The sequence below is a fragment of the Microbacterium sp. A93 genome (genome assembly GCF_051842835.1).
In genome coordinates this window covers 813,615-831,812 of record NZ_JBPXMT010000001.1, presented here as the reverse complement: position 1 = coordinate 831,812, position 18,198 = coordinate 813,615, and the positions used below count along the sequence as shown (strand labels likewise).

The following is an 18,198-nucleotide window of genomic DNA, read 5'->3' as shown; positions in this document are numbered from 1 at the left end:
CATCATGCGATCGCCGTGCGTCGAGTGAGATCTGGCCGTCGGGTCGGAAGCAGCCAGCTCACGACCGCGATCGCGAGCGGCAGTCCCACGGCGAGCAGTACGAGCCATGGCCACGGCGTATCCGCCATCGTTGGCGCGCTGTCGTCGGTGAGGTTGCTCTGCATCGCAATGCCGAACATCGGGATCACTCCGGCGATCGTTCCGGTCACCGAACCAATTCCGACGATGATGAGTGCCTGCCAGAACGCGATGCGACGTCGGATGCCTGGGCTCGCGCCGATTGCGGCGAGAGTCGCATCGTCCGGTCGGCGCTCGACTCGCGCGAGGCCGAGGGCGACGCCGCCGGCACCGAGTACGAGCACGCCGGCGCCACCGAGTATCAGCCACAGGGCGGGAGCCGGTGACGGCGGTCCGTTTTCGACTGAGTAGGTGAACCCACCGGTTTCACCCCACGGCTGTCCGGCAGCCAGCGCCAGGCGATCCAGCGCCTGCTGCGACGGCGGCGTTGAGTACACACCGATGAGGCTCGCTGGAGAGGTTTCGTATCCGAACTCGTCGGCTACGACCGGGGAGAGGATTACCGGCCACGGCAGGGGATGCGGTGTGGAGATCTGCTGGGCTGGGACGCGCAGAGTGTCCAGCGGCTTCGGCAGCTCCGCTCCGTGGATCTGCTCCCAATGGTCGTTCGTCTCGGCGCGATCCCAGCGATTGAGTACGACATCGCCCCGATCGGTGAAGGACGCGCCGTCATCCAGCCACCAGGTCGTGTTGCTGAGTACGATCGCGCCACCGGCCGCGAACTCGTCGCGGGCGTGTTCGCCGATCGACACTCCCAACACCGCCTCCAAATCGTCCGGCACGATGACGACCGGAGGGGACGTGCCGAACAGTGCCGAGCCGCGACTCGTGCAGGCACCTTCTTCTATCGTCGTGCAATCGACGTAGTCGAAGAGTTCCGGATACACGGAGTCCTCAGGCTCTTCGTCGGTTGCGCTCTGAAAGCGGTCGATGCTCTCTCGCACGACTCCGATCGCCTCAGGTTCTGTCTGCTCCAATGCGGCGTTTGCCAGGTCGGGAATCATCTTCTCTCCGGGGCTGACCCAGACGTTCACGACGACCGATCCGAGTGGAGCCCCGTACCCGTATGCGCGGCTCTGTGACGTCATGAAGACGCCGACGGAGGTCAGCGCGAACGACGCGATGAACACGCACGCAGCGATCACCGCGAAGGCGGGGACGATCCGTGCAGGGTTCGCCGCGGCATCCCGCGCCGCGATGCGAGGAGCCAGTCCCAATCGTGACGCCCCGCGGGAGACGAGCGAGAGCAGCCAATGGCCGGCGACGATGGTACCGATCTGGAACAGCAGGGGCCCCGCGACGATCCCGACCACGCACACGGTGCGCAGTGGGTTGTTGTAATCAATAGTTTCCGCAGCGTTGAGGGCGGCGAGACCCAGACCGCCGGCGATGGTCAATGCGATCCCAACGATTCCGAGAAGCGTTCCCCAGAACGGCCGGTTCACCCGCACCTGCACGGGCTTGCGCGACCCGCGAAGAGAAGAGAGCACGTCGCCGCGTGTCGCGGCGCGCGCGGGCATGACAGCGGATGCGGTGCCCACCGCTACGGCGAACAGCACGATCCCGGCGATCCCCCACCACGGCACGTGGAAACCCCAGAAGCTGGCCGCGGCACCGTCGTCGAAGATGCGCAGCGCCGGGTAGGCGAGACCGATTCCGATGCCTGCACCGAGGATGCCGCCGATAAGGCCGAGGACGCTGCCCTGCAGCACCACGATGCGGAAGATTGATCCGCGGCCCGCGCCGACGCTGGCTACGACTGCGAGCGAACGTTGTTGCCTGCGGGCGCTGACGGCGAAGCCGGCACCTGCGAGCAGGATGACGAGATATGCCGTGCAAGCGCCGATGATCAGAGTGACTGCGGCGATGGTCCACGCCATCCCCGGGTCGATGTATTCCTGGGCATCCTCCGCGAAGACGAGATCGTGTGCGTACGCGACCACACCTGCCTGGTTCAGCGCAGGAAGATCCTCCGCGCCAGGCTGCCATTGTGGCGAGAACCACACTGTGTCAAGGGGCGCGCGATCGTCGGTAGGGACAATGGATGCCGCGACGAACAGTGACTGCTCGGTATCCCGTGCGGTGGTCTCTTTCATCACACCGACGATGGTCAGTGCCGCCGCAGGCTCGGTGAGCGTTACCGTGTCGCCGATCTGCGCGTCAAGACGTTGCAGCGTGCCGGGGGAGGCCGCGGCCTCCGAGTCGTTCTGCGGGCGCCGCCCGTCCAATAGCTCGTATCGTCCGTCCAAGGCGGGATCGATTGCGTCGCCGACAATTCCGTCAAACAGACCCACTCCGCCAGGAGTCTCCGCGACGATCTGGGCGCGAGAGACCTCGAGCAGAGGCGTGTCGGGGATGAGACCGTCGAGGCCGGTGGGTGGCGGGAGCTCCGGATTCACCGGATTCCAGTCGTTGTCGCGCTCGATGTCGTACCAGTAGGGGTCTGACGTTGATTGGCTCCGCGTCGGATCCTCGCCTCCAACGACCATGAACCACGCCTGTGCGCTGCCGAGCTCTGAGGTGATCAGTTGGCCCGGCGAGGCCACTCGACTGGTCATGAAGGTCGCGGCTCCGGCGAGAAGAGACATGGGGATGGCGACCAGTGCGATCACCAGCACGCTCGTCGTCCATGCGCGGAGAGTTTGGCGGCTTGCGAGCCGGAGCTCGACGCGTCGCCTGGGCCAGGACCCACCCCGACGCGCGGCCGCGGCCGCTGCTCTGGGGTGTTCGGCATTTTCCGGAGCGGCCCGCTCCAGGGTCGTGCTCATCGCACCGATCCACTCAGCAGGGTTTCAGCCCCGGCGCGGCGTGATTCGTCGACCAGCTTGCCGTCGCGCAGGAACACGATCCGATCAGCCCAGGCGGCGTGCCTGGCCTCATGCGTCACGAGGATCGCAGCGGCGCCGGCATCCACTCGGGATCGCAGCATTCGCAGCACGCTTTCGCCGGTCACCGAGTCCAGCGCGCCGGTCGGTTCGTCCGCGAGGATCAGTGAACGTCCGCCGACGACCGCCCTGGCGATCGCGACACGCTGCTGTTGGCCACCGGAGAGATCATCGGGGAAGGAATCCAGGCGATCGCCCAGCCCCACCGAATCCAGAGCATCACGACCGGCCCGGCGGGCGACGCGCTGCCGAAAGCCGTCCAACTCCAATGGCAGCATCACATTCTCCACGGCGGTGAGTGTGGGGATGAGGTTGAAGTCCTGGAACACAAAACCCATCGAACGGCGGCGGAGTTGGGCGACCTCCGTGGCGTTCATACCGCCCATGCGGCGTCCCTCGATGTAGACACCCCCGCCCGCCGGCGTTTGCAGGCCGCCAGCGATCGACAGCAGGGTGGATTTTCCCGAGCCGGAGGGGCCCATGATCGCGACGAGTTCACGGCGGTGCACAGACAGGTTCACGTCCTGCAGCGCCCGCACGAGCAGATCGCCCTCGCCGTACTCCTGAGTGACGCCGTCGAGGCGCAGAATCGGTTCCTGGTCCTGCTCAGCGGCGCTCATGCCCGCCCGCCCGCGCGTGCCGCATCTACCTTCGCCGGCCGTCCCCGTTTCGGACGCTCGGTTGCGAGTTCGAGGGTCATCGCATGTTGTGGATGCATGGCGAGGCGTTGCTCCGTGTGGTCGAGCCAGCGCACCTCTGCTTCGGCGGTGAAGATCATTGAATCCACAACCAACGACCAAGCGAGCTCCTCTGGGCCATCGGGATCCTCGCCGGCATACTTCGCGCGCTGAAGCGACTGCATCTGTTGCAGGGAAGCCATCCGCTGCGCCTGAATCACCGCGCCGACATCCACGCCGGGCAGCGTGGCCGCGACAGCGAGTTTGATCGCCAACTCATCCCTCGTGGCCTGGCCGCGGATGACGGGAGAGGAAAGCCACTGCGCGACTTCGGCGGATCCGGCATCCGTGATCTGCCAGTACACATGTCCGTGTTCATCGGCCTCGCCCCGGTCGACCAGACCATCGCGCTCCAGCCGCTCGAGCGTGTTGTAGATCTGCCCGACGTTCAAAGGCCACGTGGATCCCGTGCGCCGATCGAACTCGCTGCGCAACTGATAGCCGTAGCAGGGACCCTGATCCAGAATGGCAAGCAGACTCTGACGCACCGACATGGTGACCTCCCGGTCGATCAATAAGACAATACCGAGTATATACATACAGGGAAATGTGCGAGAGTCTGCGACTCGCAGGCGACGCAAAGGTCACCGGCCGGTAACATAGCGAGGTATGCCCGGCACTGAAGCCCCGATCTGGGTGGCCGGGTTTTGACCCACAACAGGGAGATGACAAAAGTGGCGAATCCTCTTGAAAAGTTGCTGCGCGCAGGCGAAGGTCGCGTTATCCGCCGCCTGAACCAAGTGGTGAAGGCAGTCAACGCGCTCGAGGCGGATTTCGAGAAGCTCACTGACGAAGAGTTGGCGAACGAGACGGCTGAGCTTCGCGCCCGGTTCGACAACGGGGAGACCCTCGACCAGCTGATGCCTGAGGCATTCGCCGCGGTCCGTCAGGCGGCCAAGCGCACCCTCGGTATGCGCGCCTACGATGTGCAGCTGATGGGTGGGGCTGCGCTTCATGAGGGCAGCATCGCCGAGATGAAGACCGGTGAGGGTAAGACACTCGTCGCTACCTTCCCCGCGTATCTCAATGCGATCGCCGGCAAGGGCGTGCACATCATCACCGTCAACGACTTCCTTGCGTCGTATCAGGCCGAGCTCATGGGTCGCGTCTTCCGCGCCCTGGGCATGAAGACGGGCATCATCGTCTCCGGTCAGACGCCGGCCGTGCGCCGGGAGCAGTACGCCGCTGATATCACTTACGGCACGAACAACGAGTTCGGCTTCGACTACCTGCGCGACAACATGGCGTGGCGCAAGGAAGATCTCGTTCAGCGCGATCACTTCTTCGCTGTGGTCGATGAGGTCGACTCGATCCTGATCGATGAGGCTCGTACCCCGTTGATCATCTCTGGGCCGTCCTCGGGCGAAGCCAACCGGTGGTTCACCGAGTTCGCGAAGATCGCACGCACCCTTGAGGCTGGCGTCGACTACGAAGTCGACGAGAAGAAGCGCACCGTGGGCGTGCTTGAGCCCGGCATCGAGAAGGTCGAGGACTACCTCGGCATCGAGAACCTCTACGAGTCGGCGAACACTCCGCTCATCTCGTTCCTGAACAACTCGATCAAGGCTCTCGCGCTGTTCAAGAAGAACACCGACTATGTCGTGATGAACGACGAGGTCATGATCGTCGATGAGCACACCGGCCGCATCCTGGTCGGGCGCCGTTACAACGAAGGCATCCACCAGGCCATCGAGGCCAAGGAAGCCGTGCCGGTCAAGGCAGAGAACCAGACCCTCGCCACGGTGACACTGCAGAACTACTTCCGCCTCTACGACAAGCTCGCCGGCATGACCGGTACAGCCGAGACCGAGGCCGCAGAGTTCATGTCGACCTACAAACTCGGCGTCGTGCAGATCCCGACGAATCGGCCGATGATCCGCAAGGACAATGCCGACCTCGTGTACAAGAACGAGGCGGCGAAGTTCACGCAGGTCGTGGAAGACATCGTCGAACGCCATGCAGCTGGTCAGCCTGTGCTGGTCGGAACGGTGAGTGTCGAAAAGAGCGAGTATCTTTCGCGGCTGCTTGCCAAGAAGGGCATCAAGCACGAGGTTCTGAACGCGAAGAACCACGCACGCGAAGCGGAGATCGTCGCCCGTGCCGGTCGCCTCGGTGGTGTGACCGTGGCCACCAACATGGCCGGTCGAGGCACCGACATCATGCTCGGCGGAAACGCCGAGTTCCTCGCCGTGCAGGAGCTGAAGGCTAAGGGACTTGACCCGGCGGAGACGCCGGAAGAGTACGAGGCGGCCTGGGACGAGGCCTATGAGTCGATGAAGGCGATCGTCGCCGAAGAAAGCACCAAGGTCACCGAGGCCGGCGGTCTCTACGTGCTCGGCACCGAGCGTCACGAGTCGCGTCGTATCGACAACCAGCTGCGCGGTCGCTCCGGTCGCCAGGGCGACCCAGGAGAGAGTCGCTTCTACCTGAGCCTCACCGACGACTTGATGCGTCTGTTCCAGTCGGGTGCAGCCGAAGCGATCCTCGCGCGCACCAACTTCCCCGATGACGTACCGATCGAATCAGGTCTGGTCTCGCGCGCCATTCGCAGCGCACAGTCGCAGGTTGAAGCTCGCAACGCTGAGATGCGTAAGAACGTCCTCAAGTACGACGACGTTCTCAACCGTCAGCGTGAAGCGATCTACACCGATCGCCGTCAGATTCTGCACGGCGATGACATCGCCGATCGTGTGCAGCACTTCATCGAGGATGCCATCAGCGGCGTCGTCACGGATCACACCGGCGAGGGGCATAACGAGAGTTGGGACTTTGATGCCCTGTGGACTGAGCTGAAGACGCTCTATCCGGTTGGTGTAACGATCGATGAGGTTGTGGCCGAGGGCGGCGGGCGCAAGGGCGGGATCACTGCGGGTGAGCTCACCCGAGAGCTGCTGTCGGATGCGAACATCGCTTACGAGAAGCGCGAAGAGACGCTCGGCGAGGCTGCCACGCGCGAGCTCGAACGGCGTGTGGTGCTTCAGGTTCTCGACCGCCGCTGGCGTGACCACCTCTACGAGATGGACTACCTCAAGGACGGCATCGGGCTTCGCGCCATGGCGCAGCGCGATCCGCTGATCGAGTATCAGCGTGAGGGCTTCGCCATGTTCCAGTCGATGATGGGCCAGATCAAGGAAGAGTCGGTCGGCTACCTCTACAACCTCGAGGTCGAGGTGCGCCGTGTCGGCGACTCGCAGGCCACCGAGGTCGAGGCGAAGGGGCTGGCCTCCGACGGCGGCGAGCAGCGACTCGAGTACTCTGCCCCTAACGACGCCGGAGACGTCGAGGTGCGTAACGATCGCGGTCAGGTGCAGCAGTCAGCAACCGATCGTCTTCAGCAAGCCGCAGCCGTGGCCGCGGCATCCGAAGGAGAAGCTCCTGCGGCGCCTCAGCAGCGGGGCGCCTTCGGACAGCCCACAGACGCCGCGGCGCCCGCACCGAACCAAGCTCAGAATCGTGAACAGCGTCGCGCTACGGGTAAGAAGAAGAAGAAGTAGGCGCGAGCTGAGTTGAGTTGAGAAAGCCTGCCGGCATAAGCCGGTAGGCTTTCTCAATGACCCCTACGCGCCACTTCGATCAATCGTCGAAGCTCAAGAACGTCCTGTACGAGATTCGCGGTAAAGCGCTCGTCGAGGCGGCGCACCTGGAGGCCGAGGGGCATAACATCCTCAAGCTCCACACCGGCAACCCCGCAATCTTCGGCTTCGATGCACCGCATCAGATCGTGCACGACATGCTTGCGGCGCTGCCCACCGCGCACGGTTACAGCGACAGCCGCGGCATCATCTCCGCGCGACGGGCGGTAGTGAGCCGCTATGAGCAGATCGAAGGCTTCCCACAGTTTGGCCCCGATGACGTCTATCTCGGCAACGGTGTCTCCGAGCTGATCACGATGACCATGCAGGCGCTCCTCGACGAGGGGGATGAGGTGCTCATCCCGGCCCCGGACTATCCGCTGTGGACGGCCATGACCAGCCTGGCTGGTGGCACCCCGGTGCACTACGTCTGTGATGAGCAGAGCGGCTGGGAGCCTGACCTGGAGGATATCCGGTCCAAGGTGACGCCGCAGACGAAAGCGATCGTCATCATCAACCCGAACAATCCGACCGGTGCGGTCTACTCCCGTGAGGTGCTCGAAGGCATCGTGCAGATAGCCCGTGAACACGAGCTGCTGCTCCTGTCAGATGAGATCTACGATCGGATCCTGTTCGACGACGCGGTGCACATTCCTACAGCCACGCTCGCGCCCGACCTGCTGTGCCTGACGTTCAACGGTCTGTCCAAGACGTATCGGGTTGCCGGGTACCGTTCCGGGTGGGTCGTCGTCACAGGTCCGCAGCAGTATGCGAAGGGCTTCCTGGAGGGAATCACGCTCCTCGCCTCGACCCGCCTCTGCCCGAACGTGCCCGGTCAGCACGCTGTGCAGGCAGCTCTCGGTGGCGTGCAGTCGATCGACAGCCTCATCGCCCCGAGCGGTCGCCTGCACGAGCAGCGTGACGTCGCATGGCAGGCTCTGGAGTCGATTCCCGGCGTCTCATGCGTGAAGCCGCAGGGAGCGCTATACGCCTTCCCGCGCTTGGATCCGAACGTCCACGCGATCCACGATGATGAGAAGTTCATCTACGACCTGCTTGTCTCTGAGCACATCCTTCTCGTGCAGGGCACCGGGTTCAATTGGCCCACTCCGGATCACTTCCGCGTGGTGACGCTGCCAGAGCCGCGCGTCCTGGGCGAAGCCATTGAGCGACTCGGGAACTTCCTCGCAAGCTACCGGCAGTGACTTCGGCGTGGTGCGCCCGTGGCGGTTCCAGACCCTCCGCGAGTCGACGGATGGCAGAGACCAGCGCTGATCGAGGGGTGATATCCGCCATCGGGCGAGCGTGCAGCAGCGCGGCGTCGGCTGCGCGCTGATCGAACGGTAGGAAGGTCACATCGGTGATGCTCGCGAACCGTTCGAGGGCGCGCCGAATCTGACCGCGCGCATCGATGCCGAGCGGCCCAGGCCGCACCTGATTGGCGACGACCGCGATCCGCGTGGTTGAACCGATGAGACCGCGAAGCTCGGCATGGTCGCGGAGGAATCGCGACATCGACAGCGGATCGGCAGCAGTGACTGCCACGACCACGTCTGCTTCTTGCAGCACCGCTGTGGTCGCGGCATGCCTTCTGGGTCCGGTGAGATCATCCGAGATCTCCTCGTCCGCGTCGAAGGACGCGGAAACATCGACGATCGTCTCATCCACCCAGTCCCTGCAGAGCCGGAGCGCTGTGCTCAGTCGAGTGGCAGAGAGCTCGGGCCAGCGAGAGGGGCGATTAAGACCGCCCAGAACCTCGAGGCTGCCGGCGCTCGTCTCCACCCTGGTGGCGAGTCTGCTGAGCTCGGTGGCATCCAACCCGCCCAGTTCAGCACGTCGGCAGGCGGCGGCGATTCCAGGAGCATCGTCGCCGAGTCCGAGCAGGAGCGCCAGCGCGGGCGCGACGGTGTCGGCATCGATCAGAGCGCAATTGCGTCCTGATCGGGTCAGCTCGACGGCCAGCTGGATGGCGACGGTGGAGCGCCCCGGTGCGCCGTGCGCTCCCCACACGGCGATGATGCGTCGCCGTGACGGCAGCACAGGCGGCGCGATTTCCGGATCCTCTTCAGCGAGTGCATCGGCGATCTGCCAGGATTCGGCATCCTCGGGGAGTGCCTCGGGGAGACCGTACCGGCTCAGCAGACGAGACTCGCCGACGCCGAGGGTCACGATTCGAACGCCCGCGCGGTCGCAGGAAGCCACCAGCTCGCCCGTGAGGGCCGCGCGTGTGGCAGGAAGGATGATCGCGTCTGCGGCAGACAGCAGCGCCGTGGTGACGCGCGCAGGCGACACAATATCGATGACCCGAATGCCATCCCGTTCGAGCGCGGCGCCGAGCGATGAGGCGCGCGGCTCATCCAGTGCGATCAGTACCGCCGTCATGAGCTTGACCCGAGGGGCACCACAGACAACGCAGCGCCTCCGGTGATCGCAGCCAGCACCGCGGCGACATCCGCACGATCGATCACGAGCTCAACTGCCGCGCTGCGTTGCGTGAGCATGCCGTTCGCCTCTGGGACGGACGCGACCACGACGTCAGCCGCGAGAATCCTCGGGGCATCGAAGCTATCGCCATCCGCGACGAGCGGCGAATACCAGAGCTCGACCGGCGTCCCTGCCCCAACGGTCTCAGGCAGGCCGACACTGCTCTCGACCACGATGTTGGTGGTGCGGCTGCTCTGCGCGTCGACAGCAGCTGCTGCCGGGAGGAGTTCACCGTCTGCCAGTGTGCGCGAGGCGATCAACCCGGCGATCAAGTCTTGTGGGGACAGATAGCCGTCCACGACGCTGCCAAGACTGACTTCCACCACGCGGAAGTCATCAGAGACCAGCGCCTCGCCCTGAGTGATCGTGCGGTTCGCCTGCAGCACAGGGGTGGTTTGTCGCGCCGAAGACACGATGAGCCAGACCCCGAGAATCGAAAGAATCACCAGGGCGAGCCCGACAAGGAATCGGACGTCGCCCCAGAAGGCGCGACGGACGCGCGGTTGGGTCGTCATGCACACATCGTCACAGAATCCGCAGATTCGAGTAAGAAGTTATCCACAGGGCTTGAAAGCCGTTAGGGGACAGGCCTTGGGCACGACAGAATGGTGGCATGGTCGATACGCCCGCATCTCCTCCTCGTTTCCTCGCTCCTGCGCAGGTTGCCGAGCTGCTCGGTGTTGAGGTCGACGAGATCATTGCGCTTGTCATGGCCGGCCGGCTCCGTGGAGCGCAGCTCGGCTCCCCTGCGCGCTGGCGAGTGGAAGAGCAGAGCATCTCCGACTATCTGGCTGAGCAGACCGAACAGGCGCGGCGCATGGCGCTGTGGCATCAGGCAGACGAGGCGAGCTTCCCCGAGGTGTGGGGACCCCAAACGCGGTAGCTCGTTAGTTACTGGAGAGTCGGTTGTGAGGGCGCCGGTAGCTAGATCGCCGTGCTGTCGGTACGCGCCCACACGAGCGCATCGAACGGCACGATGCGAAATGTGCGCACCGCAGCAGCTCGTCGTGCCTCACCGGCGTCATGCACGGCCAGATCGAGATGGTCGCTGCCGGCGCGGTCGATCGTTCCGTGAAGCGTCTCACCGTCGCGGAGTGCGATGTGCAGCGGGATGCGACGGCGAGCGAGGTCTCGCAGGAGGAATCCCAGCGTCATCCGATCGCGTAGCCCGTCTGAGGGCAGGGGAGAGTCCTCCAAGGTCTCCAACAGTGCGCCATGGTGTGTCTCTACGCTTGTCAGCGCCGCCAGTGGAACGATCATGGCGGTCGGTGCATCCTGTAGCTGCACGGCTATCCAATCGGCGCCGACGGCCTGGAGCAGCACGGATCGACGCTCACCGTCGACCAGCCGCAGCATGAGCGGAGCCCCTCGCAGCTCGAGCACGCGCAATCTCGTGCGAAGGCTGAGCCTCGCGATGCGCAGGCGTTCGGATTCGGCATCCAACACGGCCCGCTCCGCCTCCCATTCGGCGGCGAGCTGACCTTCGAGGTCTTCGAACAAGCGATCCCAGTGCACGCGACCGAGCGTAGAGGACAACCGCCGAGCGCGTACGAGTTATCCACATCTTGCGCTCGCAGGCCTGCGAGCGGGAGGTGTCGCGTGATCTACTGGCTCGCATCAAAGACTGAAAGTGACAACGATGACGCTTCATGAGTACTTTGCCCCGCAGCCGACCGCTGCCACCGAGCTTCCCAACCCCACGCAGCTGCTGCGCAGCCTGACCCAGGGTGTTCTGGAGGTGTTCGCCGGGGTACGAGAGCTGGATCAGCTGGCGCGTTGGTTCAGCGAGGACGCGTATCGAAAGCTGGGAGCGCGGTCGAATCTCTCCGCTCGAGCGCGAAGCGCGCGGGACACGCACCCGACCCGACCCGTCTTCGAGATCCTGTCGATCCGTCAGACGACACCTGCCGACGGGGTTGTCGAAGCCGTGGTCATCGTCGCAGGGCCAGGCCGGACGAGGGCCGTGGCGATCCGGCTCGAGGGGTTGGACCACCGATGGCGGGCGACGTCCTTCGCCGTGCTCTGATCGGGGCCTGTTGCGTCTCGACACCCGAGCTGTCGCGGCGTGGCACGAGCTGTGGCCTTGGGGTTCTAGGCTGGAGTCGTGTCAACCCTCAGTGATCTCGTCCATGCCCAGGGCTGCCTGACCGATAACGACGTCGAGTGGCTTCATCGCCTCTCCGGGGACGGTCAGCTGCTCGCTGATCTCGCATCCGCCGACATCGTCATCTGGGTTGCTACGAATGACGGCTCCTTTGTGGCCGTGGCGCACACGCGCCCGAGCGGCGCCGCGACGCTTTTCTACCGCGACATCGTGGGAGATCAAGTGCGGCCGCAGTGGCGCACTCAGGTGCAGGGTGCGTTCGATTCGGGCGACATCGTCGACTCATCATCGCCGGACTGGTTCGAAGAGACACCTACCAGGGTGCGCGCCGTGCCGATCGTGCGCGAGCGGGGCAAGGCGGGTGAGCGTCCGCCGGTGATCGGCGTGGTGACCAGGCACACCAACCTCGGTGAGGCGCGGGTTCCGTCCCGGCAGCAGATCACCTTCGACGAGTGCGCGAATGACCTGTTCCGGATGATCCGCTCGGGTGAGTTTCCTGATCTCGCGGCCCCGACATCGCCCCGTCGTGGTGCGCCCCGTGCCTCAGACGGTCTGATCCGCATTGATGTGGACGGCATCAGCACGTTCGCCAGTCCCAACGCGCTGTCCGCGTTCAACAGGATGGGCTTCGAGGACGAACTGGAGGGGGAGTCTCTGGCCGAAGTCACGACCGGAATCCTGCCAGTGACTCGTCAGGTAGACGAATCGCTTCCTGTCGTGGTGACCGGGCGCGCGCCGTGGCGCACGGATATCGAAGCACGCGGAGTCACAGTGTCTCTGCGGGCGATTCCGCTGAAGGATCACGGCAACCGTATCGGCGCGATCATCCTGTGCCGTGACGTGAGTGAACTGCGTCACCAGGAGCAGGAGTTGATCACGAAGGATGCCACGATTCGTGAGATCCACCACCGCGTCAAGAACAACCTGCAGACGGTGGCATCTCTGTTGCGCATCCAGGCACGACGCACGCACTCGGATGAGGCTCGCGACGCGCTCACCCAGGCGATGCGTCGGGTCGACGCCATTGCCGTCGTGCACGACACCCTGGCGCAGGGACTCACACAGACGGTCGACTTCGATGAGGTCTTCCACCGCGTGCTCAAGCTGGTCGCCGAGGTGGCCGCTGCCCCCAACACCAGAGCGAGCACCAAGTTCACGGGACATTTCGGAGTTCTGCCGAGCGAGTACGCCACCCCACTGGCGCTCGCGCTGACCGAGGTGGTCACCAACGCCGTCGAGCACGGTCTTGCGGGCAAGGAAGGCACGATCACGATCGATGCCGTGCGCACCGACGAGAACCTGCATGTCTCTGTACACGACACCGGACACGGGCTTCCGGAAGGGCGGATCGGTCAGGGCCTTGGCACGCAGATCATCCGCACGCTGATCCAGGGAGAGCTGAGCGGCACGATCGAGTGGCGCGGCAGCGAGGGTGAGGGCACCGAGGTGGTCATCAACCTGCCAATGCGCTGGCTCAAGAAGTAGCGCCACTTACGTGAAAACGGCCGGTCCCGCATCAGCGGGACCGGCCGTTTCTCAGTGTGGAAAGCTCAGGATGCGCGGCGGGCGCGCGCAGCACGGCGCTTGAGAGCGCGACGCTCGTCCTCAGAGAGACCGCCCCATACACCCGAGTCCTGGCTGGTCTCCAGGGCGTACTGCAGGCAGACCTCGGTGACTGTGCACGTAGCGCAGACAGCCTTGGCCTTTTCAATCTGGTCGACAGCCGGCCCGGTGTTCCCGACGGGGAAGAACAGCTCGGGGTCGACGGTGAGGCAGGCGGATTTATCGCGCCAGTCCATTGGGGCTCCTTGGGTGGATCTCGGTGAGCGTTCGCGGTACGAATGCTCAGTTCGGGCGACGAAATCGGGTATCGTCGCTCAGTTGAGTGCGAGCGGATGCTCGCCCCACGCCGCTGTGGGAGCACATGACTGTTAACATTGTGTTACAGCTCGGGCTCGAAATCAAGGATTTTGTGCCTACAAATCTGATTTCTCAGGAGACATTGTGCATTCACCCGTCCTGGCGGCTGCTGCAGCGGCGGTGTTGGCCCTCGAAGGTGCCGTTCTGACCGTGCTTATGGTGATGGAATTCATCGGCTTGGGATCCGGAGATGCAGCCTCGCTTCCCACTGCGATCGCGCTCATCGTGCTGACCCTGATCGGGGCTGTGGCGCTGTTTGCCTTCGCTGTGGGTACGCGCCGAGGTTACATGTGGGCGCGCTCTGGCGGTGTGGTGCTGCAGATTCTGGCGATTGCACTGGCGCTCGCGTCGCTCACCGTGCCGCCGGTGGCGTGGGCCTTCGTGCTCGGCGTCGGAATCCCCGGACTCCTTGGACTCATCCTGCTGGTCGCCAGCACTCGTAAAGAGTCAATCCGCACGGACGAGCCCACCCAGGATGAGCCCACCCAGGATGATCCAGGCAAGGGGCCGGTCTCGGACTAAGGCGTCAAGGCGTCAAGACGTCAGGCGTCGAGGCCGAGCGTCTTGCGCAGTCGGGCGACGTGACCCGTGGCCTTCACGTTGTACTGGGCATGTGTGAGCGTGCTGTTCTCGTCCAGCACGAATGTCGAGCGGATGACTCCCTCGATGACCTTTCCGTAGTTCATCTTCTCGCCCCAGACGCCGTACGCCGTGTGCACAGCGTGGTCTGGGTCGCTCAGCAGCGTGAACGGGAGAGCGTCGCGGTCGCGGAACTGCGCGAGCTTGCTTGGCTCGTCGCGTGAGATGCCGATGACGCGGTAGCCGGCACCCTGCAACGAGGCGATGCTGTCGCGGAAGTCGCACGCCTGAGTTGTGCAGCCGGGCGTCATCGCAGCGGGGTAGAAGTAGAGGATCACCTTCTGCCCGCGCAGGTCGGAAAGGCTTACAGCGGAGCCATCCTGATCCTGCAGGGTGAAGTCGGGGGCGGCGGTACCGGGTTCCAGGCGCAGATTCGTCACGTTCTCCAGCCTATCGACCGGAAGAAGATCCTGTGCTCGCATCCGCTTTGTCCGCGAACGTCTGCAGCATGCGTTGTAGCGAATCCAGGCGAGACCGCTCGGCGTCGTTCAATCTGCCTTCCGCGGCCGCTTCGATCAGAGCGCAGTCCGGGGCATCCGTCAGGTGTGTACACCCCCGCGGGCAGTTCTCAGCGATGCCGGCGAGCTCGGTGAACGACGCGAGGATGTTCGCTGGGTCCACATGTCCGAGCCCAAACGAGCGCACTCCAGGCGTGTCGATCACCCAGCCGGTGCCGCCCACACCCTCGTAGCGGAGCGAGACCGTTGAGGACGACGTGTGGCGTCCACGCCCGGTGACCTGGTTCACATGCCCCGTCGCACGCTGTGCGGACGGTACGAGGGCATTCACCAGGGTGGACTTACCCACTCCCGAGTGGCCGACGAAGACCGTCGAGTGCCCGATCAGCGCGGCACCGATCTCGTCGAGCGGCATCTGATCGTTCGCGCTCGTGAACACCCGCAGATCGAGCCCGTCAAAGTGCGACAGGAACGCTGTCGGGTCGGCGAGATCGGTCTTCGTGACGACGAGGAGAGGGCGGATGCCAGCATCCAGGGCCGCCACGAGATAGCGATCGACCAGGCGGGCTCTCGGTTCGGGGTCGGCGGCCGCGACGACGATAAGCATCTGGTCGGCGTTGGCCACGATGACGCGCTCGACCAGATCAGTGTCATCGGCGCTGCGCCGTAGCAAGGACGTGCGTTCGACGATCCCGACGATGCGCGCCAGCGTTCCCTCCGCGCCGGAGACGTCGCCGACAACGCGGGCCTGATCGCCCGTCACGATCGGGGTGCGGCGCAGTTCCCGCGCACGTGTGGTCGTGATGGCGCGTTCGTCAGCGGTGTGCTCATCCATCATCACGCTGTAACGGCCGCGATCGACTCCGAGAACGCGACCGATCTGTGCGTCATCGTGTGCGGGGCGCCGCTTTGTGCGCGGACGATTCGCCTTGGGATTCGGGCGCGTGCGGAAGCTGTTCTCGTCGAAACCCTCGAAGCCGTCTTCGAGGTCGTCATCTGGAGGGAGCCAGCTCACGCGGTGGTGCCTCCCAGCATCCGCTCCCAGAGCTGGGTGAACTCCGGCAGTGTCTTCGCGGTCGTGCCGATGTCGTCGATGACGACGCCGGGCACGCGGAGACCGACCAGCGCACCGGTTGTGGCCATGCGGTGATCGTTGTGCGCGGCCCAGTGCCCGCCGTGCAGGGGACGGGGAATGACGCGCAGGCCGTCGGAGAGCTCCTCCACTTCGCCGCCCAGCGCAGTGAGGTTGCCGATCAGTGCGGCAATCCGGTCGGTTTCATGCATGCGGATATGACCGATACCGCGGATCGTTGTCGGAGCATTCGCGAAAGCAGCGAGGCCGACGATGGTCGGAGACAACTCGCTAGCGGCAGAGAGATCGAGATCCAGACCGCGGATGCTGTCACCCGCACGCACGGTCATCGTGCCGCTATGGCGGCCGACGTGAGCGCCCATCGCCTGCAGGATGTCGGGCAGTAGTGCGCCGGGCTGCGTGGAGTGCAGCGGCCAGTTGGTGATCGAGACCTCGCCGCCAGTCACCATCGCGGCCGCGAGGAACGGCGCCGCATTGGAGAGATCCGGTTCGATCGAGATCTCTTTGGCACGCGGGACACCGGCCTCGACGAGCCATTCGCCTGTTGCGGGCCGCTCGATGCGGATGCCGCGACGGCTGAGTGACTCGATGGTCATATCGATGTGCGGCAGGCTCGGCAGGTGATCACCGGTGTGCACCAGGTGCAGCCCGACGTCGAAGCGAGGAGCCGCGAGGAGGAGACCGGAGACGAACTGGCTTGATGCGGAAGCATCGATCTCGAGGCGGCCACCGCGGATGCGACCCTGACCACGGATCGTGAAGGGCAGTGACCAGGTGCCTTCGTCATCGATGTCGACTCCGAGGTCGCGCAGGGCGGTGATCATGGCACCCATCGGACGGTGCAGAGCATTCTCGTGCGCCGTGACATGCACGTCGTGTGCGGCGAGTCCCGCAAGCGGGGCGATGAACCGCATGACGGTGCCGGCCTGGCCGCAGTCGACGGTGGCGCCGCCGCGCAGGGGAGCAGGAGTTACGAGCAGGTCGGGACCGAACTCGCCCGCGCCTTCGATCTCTTCTATGCCGATGCCGAGGGCGCGCAGCGCTTCGACCATCCGCAGCGAATCGTCCGAGTGCAACGGGGCAAGCAGACGGCCGGGGCCGTCCGCGATCGCCGCGATAATCAGCTCGCGGTTGGTGAGTGACTTCGACCCCGGAATGGTCAGCGTCGAGTTCACAGCGCTCGTTGTTTCGGGCGCGGCATAGGCGCCCCGGGCGGGGGATGGGGAATACCTTGTGTCGCTCATCGGTTCCACCTTAGTGAATGGTGCCGAAAGCGCCGAGAAGGAGTGGGGATGATCGCGACGCTGGAAAGAGAAGTGGAAGACATCTCAGGCCTAGACTGGCCAGTGATGGATGACACGGCACCCGCAGACACACTCCGCGACGCGCAGCGCGAGTTCGAGGAACAGGCGATTCCTTTCATGGATCAGCTGTATGCGGCGGCGATGCGCATGACGCGCAACCCCGCCGACGCGGCAGACCTTGTGCAGGAGACCTTCGTCAAGGCTTTCGCGTCCTGGGCGTCGTTCACGCAGGGCACGAATCTGAAGGCGTGGCTCTACCGCATCCTCACGAACACTTACATCAACATCTACCGCAAAAAGCAGCGTGAGCCGTTCCAAGGCACCATCGATGAGCTGGAAGACTGGCAGATGGGTGGCGCAGAGTCGACCACCGCATCCCACAGCCGTTCTGCCGAGGCCGAAGCGATCGACCGCATGCCTGCTTCCGTGGTGAAAGACGCGCTCCAGGAGGTCCCTGAGGACTTCCGTCTGGCGGTGTACCTGGCCGATGTCGAAGGATTCGCATACCAGGAGATCGCGGACATCATGAAGACCCCCATCGGCACCGTAATGAGTCGTCTGCATCGTGGCAGACGGATGCTGCGGGAGATGCTGGCTGACTATGCCGCTGAGCGAGGAATTGCCACGGCCGCTACAAGGAGCAAGAAATGAGCGATTGCGGCTGCGACAAGGCCCGTAAGGACCTGGAGGAATACCTCCGCAACGAGGTGTGCAGCACCGAGCACACCGAGATTCGTGAGCACATCGAGAACTGCCCCTCCTGCCAGGGAGAGGCATTGGTCGCCAGCACGCTGACCGAGGTCGTGGCTCGCGCCTGCAAGGAGACCGCTCCGGAGGAGCTGCGCGATCAGGTGCTCGCTAAGCTTCGAGCTGCCCAGGCCGCAGCGCACTGACGCCTGGCACTGACACCGCTGGGGCTTCCCG

Annotated in this window: 18 protein-coding genes; 8 read left to right on the top strand and 10 right to left on the bottom strand. The window is 64.6% G+C overall.

The window, feature by feature from the left end:
• Nucleotides 1-2: 2 nt before the first annotated feature.
• The 3 genes from ACSU1G_RS04145 to ACSU1G_RS04135 are packed head-to-tail and all read right to left on the bottom strand — an operon-like array spanning nt 3 to nt 4,194.
• Nucleotides 3-2,846 (bottom strand): FtsX-like permease family protein, encoded by a 2,844-nt coding sequence (locus ACSU1G_RS04145; protein ID WP_439278620.1) that lies wholly within the window; start codon nt 2,844-2,846, stop codon nt 3-5.
• A complete protein-coding gene (locus tag ACSU1G_RS04140; RefSeq protein WP_439278619.1) occupies nt 2,843-3,583 on the bottom strand; it encodes an ABC transporter ATP-binding protein in 741 nt (246 codons plus the stop codon). The genes ACSU1G_RS04145 and ACSU1G_RS04140 overlap by 4 nt, the downstream gene beginning before the upstream one ends.
• Nucleotides 3,580-4,194: a PadR family transcriptional regulator gene (locus tag ACSU1G_RS04135; protein WP_439278618.1), complete on the bottom strand. Its 615-nt coding sequence runs from the start codon at nt 4,192-4,194 to the stop codon at nt 3,580-3,582. Before ACSU1G_RS04135 ends, ACSU1G_RS04140 begins: the two co-directional genes overlap by 4 nt.
• Before the next feature lie 180 nt (nt 4,195-4,374).
• Here ACSU1G_RS04135 and secA point away from each other — a divergent pair, with 180 nt between their 5' ends.
• Nucleotides 4,375-7,194: a preprotein translocase subunit SecA gene (secA, locus tag ACSU1G_RS04130; protein ID WP_439278617.1), complete on the top strand. Its 2,820-nt coding sequence runs from the start codon at nt 4,375-4,377 to the stop codon at nt 7,192-7,194.
• Between the two features lie 56 nt (nt 7,195-7,250).
• The gene (locus tag ACSU1G_RS04125) at nt 7,251-8,477 is read left to right on the top strand and encodes a pyridoxal phosphate-dependent aminotransferase (protein WP_439278616.1); all 1,227 of its coding nucleotides are present in this window, start codon (nt 7,251-7,253) and stop codon (nt 8,475-8,477) included.
• On the opposite strand, the gene ACSU1G_RS04120 is transcribed toward ACSU1G_RS04125, so the two are convergent.
• Both ACSU1G_RS04120 and ACSU1G_RS04115 read right to left on the bottom strand, forming a co-directional pair.
• On the bottom strand, nt 8,368-9,654 hold the full coding sequence (locus tag ACSU1G_RS04120; protein ID WP_439278615.1) for an AAA family ATPase: 1,287 nt from the start codon (nt 9,652-9,654) through the stop codon (nt 8,368-8,370). The genes ACSU1G_RS04125 and ACSU1G_RS04120 overlap by 110 nt on opposite strands.
• Entirely contained in the window at nt 9,651-10,271 is a 621-nt protein-coding gene (locus tag ACSU1G_RS04115; RefSeq protein ID WP_439278614.1) for an SAF domain-containing protein, read from the bottom strand. The genes ACSU1G_RS04120 and ACSU1G_RS04115 overlap by 4 nt, the downstream gene beginning before the upstream one ends.
• 98 nt (nt 10,272-10,369) lie before the next feature.
• Here ACSU1G_RS04115 and ACSU1G_RS04110 point away from each other — a divergent pair, with 98 nt between their 5' ends.
• Nucleotides 10,370-10,639, top strand: a complete 270-nt coding sequence (locus tag ACSU1G_RS04110; RefSeq protein WP_439278613.1) for a helix-turn-helix domain-containing protein — start codon at nt 10,370-10,372, stop codon at nt 10,637-10,639.
• A gap of 41 nt (nt 10,640-10,680) precedes the next feature.
• Here ACSU1G_RS04110 and ACSU1G_RS04105 read toward each other — a convergent pair whose 3' ends face one another.
• A complete protein-coding gene (locus tag ACSU1G_RS04105) occupies nt 10,681-11,271 on the bottom strand; it encodes a hypothetical protein (RefSeq protein WP_439278612.1) in 591 nt (196 codons plus the stop codon).
• A 124-nt stretch (nt 11,272-11,395) separates the two neighbouring features.
• Here ACSU1G_RS04105 and ACSU1G_RS04100 point away from each other — a divergent pair, with 124 nt between their 5' ends.
• Together ACSU1G_RS04100 and ACSU1G_RS04095 are read left to right on the top strand one after the other, a co-directional pair.
• Entirely contained in the window at nt 11,396-11,782 is a 387-nt protein-coding gene (locus tag ACSU1G_RS04100) for an Rv3235 family protein (RefSeq protein WP_439278611.1), read from the top strand.
• Between the two features lie 78 nt (nt 11,783-11,860).
• On the top strand, nt 11,861-13,345 hold the full coding sequence (locus ACSU1G_RS04095) for a sensor histidine kinase (protein WP_439278610.1): 1,485 nt from the start codon (nt 11,861-11,863) through the stop codon (nt 13,343-13,345).
• 65 nt (nt 13,346-13,410) lie between these two features.
• Here ACSU1G_RS04095 and ACSU1G_RS04090 read toward each other — a convergent pair whose 3' ends face one another.
• Complete coding sequence (locus ACSU1G_RS04090; RefSeq protein ID WP_438253564.1) at nt 13,411-13,659, bottom strand: WhiB family transcriptional regulator; 249 nt, start codon at nt 13,657-13,659, stop codon at nt 13,411-13,413.
• 205 nt (nt 13,660-13,864) lie between these two features.
• On the opposite strand from ACSU1G_RS04090, the gene ACSU1G_RS04085 reads away from it, so the two are divergent.
• Nucleotides 13,865-14,302: a hypothetical protein gene (locus ACSU1G_RS04085; RefSeq protein WP_439278609.1), complete on the top strand. Its 438-nt coding sequence runs from the start codon at nt 13,865-13,867 to the stop codon at nt 14,300-14,302.
• Nucleotides 14,303-14,322: 20 nt separating this feature from the next.
• Here ACSU1G_RS04085 and bcp read toward each other — a convergent pair whose 3' ends face one another.
• From bcp to aroA, 3 genes are read right to left on the bottom strand one after another with little or no spacing between them, the layout of a single operon-like run.
• The gene (gene bcp / locus ACSU1G_RS04080; RefSeq protein ID WP_439278608.1) at nt 14,323-14,841 is read right to left on the bottom strand and encodes a thioredoxin-dependent thiol peroxidase; all 519 of its coding nucleotides are present in this window, start codon (nt 14,839-14,841) and stop codon (nt 14,323-14,325) included.
• The gene (gene rsgA, locus ACSU1G_RS04075) at nt 14,810-15,892 is read right to left on the bottom strand and encodes a ribosome small subunit-dependent GTPase A (RefSeq protein ID WP_439278607.1); all 1,083 of its coding nucleotides are present in this window, start codon (nt 15,890-15,892) and stop codon (nt 14,810-14,812) included. Before rsgA ends, bcp begins: the two co-directional genes overlap by 32 nt.
• Entirely contained in the window at nt 15,889-17,214 is a 1,326-nt protein-coding gene (aroA, locus tag ACSU1G_RS04070) for a 3-phosphoshikimate 1-carboxyvinyltransferase (RefSeq protein ID WP_439278606.1), read from the bottom strand. Before aroA ends, rsgA begins: the two co-directional genes overlap by 4 nt.
• Nucleotides 17,215-17,262: 48 nt before the next feature.
• Here aroA and ACSU1G_RS04065 point away from each other — a divergent pair, with 48 nt between their 5' ends.
• Together ACSU1G_RS04065 and ACSU1G_RS04060 are read left to right on the top strand one after the other, a co-directional pair.
• Nucleotides 17,263-17,925 carry a sigma-70 family RNA polymerase sigma factor gene (locus ACSU1G_RS04065; RefSeq protein ID WP_439278605.1) on the top strand — a complete coding sequence of 221 codons (663 nt, stop codon included), beginning with the start codon at nt 17,263-17,265 and terminating at the stop codon, nt 17,923-17,925.
• Entirely contained in the window at nt 17,922-18,167 is a 246-nt protein-coding gene (locus ACSU1G_RS04060) for a zf-HC2 domain-containing protein (protein WP_439278604.1), read from the top strand. The genes ACSU1G_RS04065 and ACSU1G_RS04060 overlap by 4 nt, the downstream gene beginning before the upstream one ends.
• The last annotated feature ends 31 nt before the right edge of the window (nt 18,168-18,198 follow it).